This is a genomic window from Halobacterium bonnevillei (assembly GCF_009831555.1).
GTDB lineage: Archaea > Halobacteriota > Halobacteria > Halobacteriales > Halobacteriaceae > Halobacterium > Halobacterium bonnevillei.
Genome location: NZ_WUUU01000132.1, coordinates 1 through 8,605 on the forward strand (window position 1 = coordinate 1; position 8,605 = coordinate 8,605).

General features: G+C 67.6%; 9 protein-coding genes and 1 pseudogene. 4 read left to right on the forward strand and 6 right to left on the reverse strand.

Annotation, left to right across the window (positions count from 1 at the left end; translation table 11 throughout):
- Positions 1-71 precede the first annotated feature (71 nt).
- Entirely contained in the window at positions 72-1,160 is a 1,089-nt protein-coding gene (locus tag GRX66_RS13790; RefSeq protein ID WP_159527077.1) for a DR2241 family protein, read from the forward strand.
- A gap of 12 nt (positions 1,161-1,172) precedes the next feature.
- On the opposite strand, the gene GRX66_RS13795 is transcribed toward GRX66_RS13790, so the two are convergent.
- From GRX66_RS13795 to GRX66_RS13805, 3 genes are all read right to left on the reverse strand, one after another.
- Entirely contained in the window at positions 1,173-1,733 is a 561-nt protein-coding gene (locus GRX66_RS13795) for a DUF7524 family protein (RefSeq protein ID WP_325064120.1), read from the reverse strand.
- 58 nt (positions 1,734-1,791) lie between these two features.
- Positions 1,792-1,986 (reverse strand): methytransferase partner Trm112, encoded by a 195-nt coding sequence (locus GRX66_RS13800; protein ID WP_159527085.1) that lies wholly within the window; start codon positions 1,984-1,986, stop codon positions 1,792-1,794.
- A gap of 431 nt (positions 1,987-2,417) precedes the next feature.
- On the reverse strand, positions 2,418-3,731 hold the full coding sequence (locus tag GRX66_RS13805; protein WP_159527078.1) for an adenylosuccinate synthase: 1,314 nt from the start codon (positions 3,729-3,731) through the stop codon (positions 2,418-2,420).
- A 236-nt stretch (positions 3,732-3,967) separates the two neighbouring features.
- On the opposite strand from GRX66_RS13805, the gene GRX66_RS13810 reads away from it, so the two are divergent.
- Positions 3,968-4,270 carry a hypothetical protein gene (locus GRX66_RS13810; RefSeq protein WP_159527079.1) on the forward strand — a complete coding sequence of 101 codons (303 nt, stop codon included), beginning with the start codon at positions 3,968-3,970 and terminating at the stop codon, positions 4,268-4,270.
- A 230-nt stretch (positions 4,271-4,500) separates the two neighbouring features.
- Here the strand turns inward: GRX66_RS13810 and GRX66_RS13815 are convergent, their stop codons facing one another.
- The 3 genes from GRX66_RS13815 to GRX66_RS13825 all read right to left on the reverse strand — a co-directional run bounded on the left by GRX66_RS13815 (position 4,501) and on the right by GRX66_RS13825 (position 7,435).
- Complete coding sequence (locus GRX66_RS13815; protein WP_159527080.1) at positions 4,501-6,729, reverse strand: DUF7527 domain-containing protein; 2,229 nt, start codon at positions 6,727-6,729, stop codon at positions 4,501-4,503.
- A gap of 100 nt (positions 6,730-6,829) precedes the next feature.
- Positions 6,830-7,108, reverse strand: coding sequence for a UPF0058 family protein (locus tag GRX66_RS13820; RefSeq protein ID WP_159527081.1), 279 nt, complete (start codon positions 7,106-7,108; stop codon positions 6,830-6,832).
- A 108-nt stretch (positions 7,109-7,216) separates the two neighbouring features.
- Entirely contained in the window at positions 7,217-7,435 is a 219-nt protein-coding gene (locus GRX66_RS13825; RefSeq protein WP_159527082.1) for a DUF7120 family protein, read from the reverse strand.
- Between the two features lie 158 nt (positions 7,436-7,593).
- On the opposite strand from GRX66_RS13825, the gene GRX66_RS13830 reads away from it, so the two are divergent.
- Together GRX66_RS13830 and GRX66_RS13835 are read left to right on the forward strand one after the other, a co-directional pair.
- Positions 7,594-8,190: a sulfite oxidase-like oxidoreductase gene (locus GRX66_RS13830; protein WP_159527083.1), complete on the forward strand. Its 597-nt coding sequence runs from the start codon at positions 7,594-7,596 to the stop codon at positions 8,188-8,190.
- Positions 8,191-8,307: 117 nt separating this feature from the next.
- Positions 8,308-8,605 (forward strand): annotated as a pseudogene (locus tag GRX66_RS13835) (isochorismate synthase); the annotation flags it as partial.

Consider the following 8,605-nt stretch of genomic DNA (forward strand, 5'->3'; position numbering starts at 1 on the left):
GACGTGGGGGACGCCGTCGAGCGAGTGCGCGAAGAGACCGGTGGCGCCGACGCCGCGAGCGCGGGGGACTGATGACGGCGCCGACACCCATCGAGGCGGTCGGTGACGCGCTCGTCGACGCGGCCGACGCCGGCATCGACTTCGACGGACTGGTGGTGGAGCCGTTCCGGGAGGCGTACCGCTGGCAGACGCCGGAAACCGAGGCCGTGCTCACCGCAGCGGAACTCCGGGAGCACGCCGACGACCCCTACGCGACGAACTGGTACTACTGGGAGCACGTCGTCGAGGGCCACGACACCCCCCGGCGCGCGTTCCTGCGGTGGCTGGAAGCCGCCGACGACCTGACAGTCCCCGAGCGCTACGACGAGCTCCGCGGCGGCCACACGCGGTCGTGGGGGGAACTCGCCGTGACCGCCGTGTTGAGCCGCGGCGGGCGGCGGCGATACGAGGTCCGTCACGAGGACGACGTCGGGGAGGACGTCGACTCGTACACCGACCCACTCGAAGCCCGCCACCTCGTGAAGCACGACGACGACGGCCGCTACCGGCCGCTCTCGACGGCGCCGTCGCTCCCGCACGGCTGGGCGTTCGTCGACCTGGACGGCTCGGACCTCGTGCAGACCGTCGACTACGTGTATCCGGCGACAGTGGCCAACTGGCACCGCGAGCGCGAGGGCGACCTCGACGTCGATCACTGGAGCGACGCCGCGGGTCGACAGTCAGGCATCTACGGCATCGTCGAGCAGCTAGACGGCGACGCCCTGGAGTGGGCCGCGGAAGCCTGCTGCGTGGACTCCCAGTGCCTGAAGCGCCGCGAGTGGGACGAGAGCGAGGACGAGGAACTGGACGTCCCCCGCGGTGACGGCGAGTTCCCGTGCCGCGAGCCGTGTTCGCTGTTCATCGCGGCCGCCCGGAAGTTCACGACGCTCGAGCGCGAGGAGTCCCGCGAGTACACCTTCGAGCTGACGCCCGCGGAGAAGGAGCAACTCGAGGACATCGTCGACGCCGTCGCGGACAGCCGCACCGACGAAATCCGCGAAGCGGACGTCAACGAGGGCGCGAACCGGTACCGCGCGCGGTTCCTTCGCGCCAAGCGCATGGACGACCACGGTCTGTCCGGGACGCCGACGTACCCCGAGGACCACGAGGACGACGCGTAACCCGCGGGAGCCTCAGACTGCCAGGAGATAGGCGGCGACGCCGACGGCGGCGAGCAGCGCGAGCACGCCGAGAACTGGCGCCAGCGACTCGGAGACGGTGACGGCGACAGCCGCGGCGAGGACGACGAGCACGGTCGCCGCGACGACGGGAACGACGGCCTCGGCGATCGACGACGACGCGGACTGTTCGACGGACACCGACTTCTCGCCGAGCGACTCGTCCACGGCGACGTCGGGGCCGCCGTCCTTGCGTTCGTCGGTGAGGGTAACGTTCACGCGAGCTTTCTCCTTGCCGTACCCGCTGGAGAGTTCGACGAACCCCTTCGCGGGCGGGTGGCTCGGCGGGACGGTGATTTCGACACCGCGTCGCTCCTCGGACTCGACGTACACTTGGGTGGCGGCGGGGTCGGCGACGGCCGCCAGCGCGTCGTCGAGGTGGAGGTGGACGTGAACAGGACCGCCGTGGTTCACGAACTCCAGGACGAACGACCGGTCCGTCTCCAGCGCGGCCGCTTCCGGGTCGACGTCGCGCGGGTGGTCGCGGTTGAGGTGGACGGCCAGTCGTTCGGGCACGGTCGGTGGATTAGTGCGTGAGTAGAAAAAGGTTCGTGGGTCCGACGTGTCTGTGCAGCTAGGCCGCGGCTTCGTCGCGCATGTCCGGGGGCAGGAGGTTCGGGATGCCGTCCTCGACGGGGTACGTTTCGCCGCACTCCGTGCAGGTCAGCGTCCCGGAGAGGATCTCGTCGTCCTCGCGGTCGTCGACGTCGAGCTCCAGGTCGTTCTTATCGAGCGGGCAACAGATGATGTCCATGAGGTCTTCTTGCATGTTTCGGGCCAGGACGCGGCTCGGCAAAAGCGTGCGGGTTCCGCGTGCGCTCCCGTTGAACGCGCGACGGTGCGAGGAACCGTGCGGGGAAGCGAACGACCGATTCGGCGCCGCAGCCGGGCGACCGTTCTCGTCGGCGAGCTTCGTCGCGATCTGGCGGTCGGTGGCGATGCCGACGGGCATCGACGGTACCTCGATGACGACACTGCGGACGTTCTCCTCGGACATCGTCTCGGCCGCGGTCGTGACGGTATCTGTTCGGGCAGTCGGTACGACGTCAGTGGCGGCGCTGCCTCGGACAGTCGAGGGTTCACCGCGCCTAGTAGTAGAATCACCGACAAGGAACGGTCCGGGAGGTCGTTGGGCCGGCGAAAGTCGGAGACGCCGGCGAACAGGCGAGACGACCGCTCGCTCATCGACGACTGCGGCGACTACTCGAAGGGGTTGTAGCGGACGACCGTCTCCTCCCGACCGGGGCCGACGCCGAGCGCGTACGCCTCGACGCCGAGTTCGTCTTCCACGTACTCGACGTAGGCGCGGGCTTCAGCGGGGAGCGCGTCGTAGCCCTCGGCGGCGACGTCGGCGGGATCGAACTCCGGCCAGCCGTCGAACGTCCGGAGCACCGGCTCGCAGTCCGCCCAGCGTTCGGTGGTCGCGGGCAGCGTCTCGACGCGTTCGCCGTCGAGTTCGTACGCGTGGCCGACGCTGATTTCGTCGATGCCCGCGAGCACGTCCAGGTGGTTGATGGCGATGCCGGTGAAGCCGTTCGCGCGCGTCGCGTGCCGCAGCATCGGGATGTCGAGCCAGCCGACCCGGCGCGGGCGACCCGTGACGGTGCCGTACTCGCCGCCCTCGTCGCGGATGTACTCGGCAGTCTCGTTGTGGAGTTCGGTAGGCATCGGGCCGCTGCCGACCCGGGAGAGGTAGGCTTTCACGATGCCGACGACTTCCCCCTGGCCGATAGTGGTCGGACCGAGACCGCTGCCGGTAGCGGCGTAGCCGGCCGTCGGATTCGAGGACGTGACGAACGGGTAGTTCCCGTGGTCGACGTCGAGGCTGGTTCCCTGTGCGCCCTCCAGCATCACTTCGTCGCCGTCCGCGATGCGGTCTGCGAGGTACTCGCCGGCGTTGACGTCCATGCCCTCCTCGCGGATGCGCTCGCCGAACTCGCGGTACTGCTCGAAGAGCGCGTCGACGTCGAACGCCTCGCCGGCGTCGCCGCCGTAGACGTCCTCGTAGAGCGCGCGCTTCTGGGGGACGGCGTACTCGAGTCGCTCGCGGAGTACTTCGGGGTCGAGGAGGTCGCCGATGCGGACGCCGCGGCGGCCGGCCTTGTCCTCGTACGTCGGGCCGATGCCGCGGCCCGTGGTGCCGATCTCCTGGTCGGACTCGGACTTCGCCTCCTCCTCGATGCCGTCGAGCACGCGGTGGTACGGGAGAATGACGTGAGCGCGGCGTGCGACCCGGACGTCGGGGTCGAGGCCGCGGTCGCGGAGCGTGTCGATCTCGTCGAAGAGTGTCTCGGGGTTGACGACGCAGCCGTTCCCGAGGACGCCCGTCTTCCCGCGGACGGCCCCGGACGGGACCAGCGAGAGCTTGTACTCGTCGCCGTCGACGACGACGGTGTGGCCGGCGTTGTCGCCGCCCTGGTACCGGGCGACGACGTCTACGGCGTCGCCGAACAGGTCGACGACCCCGCCCTTGCCTTCGTCGCCGAGTTGCGACCCGACGATGGTGACAGTCATGGTCGTAGATTCCACCACCGGCGACAAACCCGTTACGGTCTCGCTGCCGGAACTGTGCACGAACGCGGATAGTTCTCTGCTCACAGTCGGCCACTGTTGGACGAACGAGCACCGGCGGCGTTCAGTAGGGGTGAGCGCAAACGTTAACTGTTCGCAATGCGAACATCGTGCCATCCCATTTTTGGCTGGCTCTACGACAACCTTTAAAACCCCGCCCTGACAAGTTAACAAGTGCCATGATAGACCGGCTTGAGAAGGAAGTCGATATGCTGGAGCGCCATCTGCAGGTCCTCCGCATGGTCATCGAGAACGAACCTATCGGCATCGTCAAGATGTCCAACGAGACCGGCTACCCCCACCACAAAGTTCGCTACTCCCTCCGCGTGCTCGAAGAAGAGAACCTCATCGAACCGTCCTCGCAGGGCGCAATCACGACCGAGCGCACCAGCGAATTCGTCGACGAACTCGACGACAAAGTCGACGACCTCGTCGACAAGATGGAAGCGATGAAAATCGACGCGGCCGCGGAAGCGGAGTGACGCACGGGTAGAATTCGGTTTCGCCCCGCAGTGCCAACAGTTCTAAACGCCGAGACCGCTGTCCTCGGCGACCTCTTGCGGACCTCACTCGCTTCTGGAGGATTCCCGCGTGCGGTCCCGTCGATCGGGACGGCCCCACTCACGGTATCGAGTCGGCCAGAGACGTCACTCGGTGTCTGCTCCGAGTGGAAGGATACAGAACCAAGACGGACCGCCGACTGGCTGCCCGGCTACAGTTCGGGGACCGTGAGGTGGAACGCGTCGTTGCGGTCCTCGACCAGGCAGAGGTGGTAGCCTGCTTTCCGGCCGACGTTGACGAAGCTCTCCCGGTCGGAGCGGCTGAGGAACCCGCCGTTGGCGGTCTCCTCGGACGCTGTCTCCAGGGCCGCCGGCTCGAAGAACGACGCAGTGACGTACATCGCGGCGCTCAACTCGTCGACGCCCTCCCTGACCGTCGTCGCCGCGTCCACGAGGTCGTCCATCTCCACGCCCGTGACTGGTTCGCGTTCGGCGTTCAGTTCGGCGACGACCAGCGGGTCGCCCATGCGGTCGCGTAACACGACGTCGAACGACCGGGTGGTCGTCCCCTCCTCGGTTTCGACTTCGACGGAGCCGTCGAGTTCCGCGCGGTCGACGTCCGGAATCGCCGTGTAGAGCGCATCGAGGCCGTTCGTGTGGCCGGCGTCCCGAATCTCGTAGGGCAGTTCCCGGACTGCCCACGATACGAACCGGTAGGCGCCCGTCGATTCGAGGAACGTCTCGTAGTCCTCGCCGTCGACGGTCGCCTCGGTCGCGTCGAACTGCGTGTGGTGGTCGACGCGGAGGTTCTTGTTGACGGCGTCCGGGTCGGTGCTGCCGTCGAGGCCGTCGAGGGTCGCCTTCCCCTTGGAGCCGTACCGCACGAAGAGGTTGGTCCCTGACAGCGCTGCTTCGGGAGTCAGGTCCGGCCCGCTGGCTTCGGTCGCTGACTCGTCGGCCTGCTCTGCGGCGTCGAGTTGCGACTGCAGGTCGTCGGCGCGCTCCCTGAGTTCGTCGCGTTCGCTCTGCAGCGACTCCACGCGGGCCTGCAGGTCGTCGCGTTCGCGCTCCAATTCCTGGATGCGTTCGGACGCCTCCTCGAGTTTCGCGTCACGTCGCTTGACGGCGACTTTGAGCTTTTCGACGGTCGAGCGGGACTGCTTCGTGGACTCGGACTTGGACGGCGACTGCCCACTCTTTGCCGGCGTCTTCGTCGTCTTCGAGCGCTGCTGCGAGCGCTTGGTCCGCTTGTTCGAACTGGTCGCGCCACCGTCAGTGGATTCGCTCTTCTCCGGGTCCAGCGTGGGCACGGACGTGGCGTTGCGCCACTCCTCTTCCTCGTCGAAGACGCGCTCGGACTCCCCGCCCGCTTCGCCTTCAGCCGCCCCCGCCGGTGCGCTGGAGGAGGCTCCGTCTCCGCCATTCGGCCCGCCACGGTCCGAGGGACTCGTGGAAGCCGAATGGTCCTGCTTCGTGGACCGCGCTCGCGCACTCGAGTCGTCGCTGGAGGCCGCCTCACCGGGTTTGCCGCCAGTCGCAGTGCGGCCGCTCTTCGTCGGTGTGTCGGTCGTCCGCTCGCCTGCAGTATCGCTCTCGGTCCGAGTTTCGGCGTCCGTCGCCGTCGGGTCGTCAGTCGGGCCGGCGCTCTCGCTGGCCTCCCGCGCGCCACTTGCGCGGGCATCCGAGCTCGATTCCGTCCGGCCACCTGCTGTTCCGGGCGACTCCTGGTCTGACTCACTGGACGGCTCGCCGGCGGATTCACTGGCTGATTCACCGCCCTCGTCGGTCCCCGAGTCACTGTCCGACGAATCGACACTGTCGGCGGCCTCGTCGGCCGCAGACGCGCCAGCAGCAGCGCCTCCCGCGCCTGCAGCGCCGCCGGCCGCGTCGTCGCCGTCGTCGATTTCGGGGATGCTCGTGACGTTCACCGGCGTCTTCTTCACCTCGTAGACGCCGACCTCGTCGTCCGCGCGCTCGAAGGCCTCGTCGCCCGTGAGCAACTCCTCCGTGGTGCCCACGAACGCCGCGCTCATCGACCGGCCGCCGTAGTAGACGACGTAGTAGTCCCCCGAGAGGACGTTCTCGGAGAGTTCGATGTAGCCCGTGAAGTTCGCGTCGGCGAGGGTCTTGTCTGCTTCCGACAACGGGGTGTCGTTCGTGTAGTACTTCGCCTGGGTCTTGCCGCCGCGCTCCTGCATCGAGAACAACAGCGCGAGGCTGGGGTCCGGCGCCTCGTACACCGTCCCCGACGCGTCACCGAAGTCTTCGATGTCGCCCTCGTAGACGCCGATGACCCGGCCGTTCAACATGAACAACCACGTGCCGTCGGCGACGACCGCTCCCGAGAACTCGCGGTCCGCCAGCCCGTGGAGCTCGCGGAACCCGTCTGAGAACGGCCGGGAGTCCCAGGACTCCACCCGCTCGACCGTGTGTGCCTGCATAATCCGACGAACGTCTGGGGCGGGTATAAGGCTTTCCGGGAGGGACGAGCCGCTCAGTGAGACGCGTGCTGTCGGCGCGCGACTCCGCTTCGGAGAACAGTTACAGCTTGCTGGACGCGTCGTCCGCCAGTTCCTGCATTCGCTTGCTCAGTCGGCCCGCGTTCGAGAACTCGTCCTCGCTCATCGCCGCCGCGAGCGCGTTTCCGAGCAGGAACACCGCGTGCTTGTGCTCGCTCTTGGACTTGTGGACGTGCGAGGGGTCGACGTCCAGTTCCTCGTACGCCTGGAAGGCGTCGTCGTCGACGGTGTCGAACTCGAGGAACTGGTCTTTGATCTGGACCATCTGTTCGTGGAGGTCGAGAAGCTCGTCCTTGTGCATCGTTGGTTACGGTAGGGAATTCGACCGTTTAAGCGTTGTCTGCCAGGCCGTACCACGGCGTGTGCGCGCCGGCGGGGGCAAAACCGGGGCGCGGCCGTCCGCGACGGTTCAGAAGACGTACTCGTCCTCGTGCCCCATCATGCCGCCTTCGCTCTCGAGGCCGGCTCCCTCCTCCTCGTCTGTGGGGCCACTCGTCTTGTAGGCGCGGATTCCCGCCGAGAGGAGCTGTTCGATTGCTTCCTCCTGGCTGACGAACTCTCCCTGTTCGACGAGCTGTGCGATCTGCATCTCGATCTGATCCGGGATGTTGACTTCGACCTGGGGCATTGTTCTGGGCGGGGCTTCGCCGCCACCGTTCTTAAGCCTGACGGGGGGCGGGTCCCTGGCGTTTCGCGGGAGAGCGCACGTACGTGTCCAGGTCTACGGCGTCCACGTCGCTGGCTCGAGTCGGTAGGAATACGTGCGTCCACTCGCTAGGCCGTGGCATGAGTGTCGAGGACGTCACGGACCTCTACGAGGAGTTCGGCGACGACCGACTGCCCCCCGGCCAGCGGAAGACGTCGAAGTTCCCCGTGCTGTCGAAAGGCGACACGCCGACCTGGGACCGCGACGACTGGACGTTCACCGCCGGGGGCGCCGTCGAGACCGACCTCGAATTCTCGTACGACGAGTTCACGAGTCTCGACTCGGTCACCCAGCGCCAGGACTTCCACTGCGTCACCGGGTGGTCGAAGCTCGACTGCGAGTTCACGGGCGTGACGTTCCCGCACCTCGCTGACCTCGCGGGCGTCCGCGACGACGCCGTCCACGTGATGTTCCACGCGCTGGACGGCTACACGACGAACCTCCCCGTCGAGGACTGCATGCGCGACGAGGTGCTGTTCACGTGGGCCTTCGACGACGAACCGCTGGCGCCGGAACACGGCGGGCCGCTGCGGGTCGTGACGCCCCACAAGTACGCGTACAAGGGCGCGAAGTGGGTGGACGGCGTCGAATTCCTCACCGAACCGGAGCGCGGGTACTGGGAGAAGCGCGGCTACTCGAACACCGCGGACCCGTGGGCGGAAGACCGGTACAGTTAGCGCTCGGTACGCGCCTCAGTAGCCCTTCGAGCCCTGTCGCGCCGAATCCGGAGCGAGTATCGGCCGGTCGCGCCAGAAGGAACAGGCTATTAGTCACAGCGTCCTGAAGCACCGTCAATGAGTTCTCTGTCCGGCGAGACGGCCGTCCACGGGACGGTCGTGAGTAGGAGTTGCCGGGTGGCCGACGTTTCCTACCGCGCGGTTCTGGCTGGTGGGGACGCGCCGCGCATCCACTGGGCCGACCCCGACGGCCTCGAGCTGTCCGGGACCGGCGCCGCAGCGGCAGTCACGGCGTCCGGCGGCGGCCGATTCGGCGAGGTGCGGACGTGGGCGACCCAGCTGTTCGAGGACGCCGACCACGACGGCCCGGCGGTCGCCCGGCCGCGGCTACTGGGCGGGTCGCGTCCACGACGAC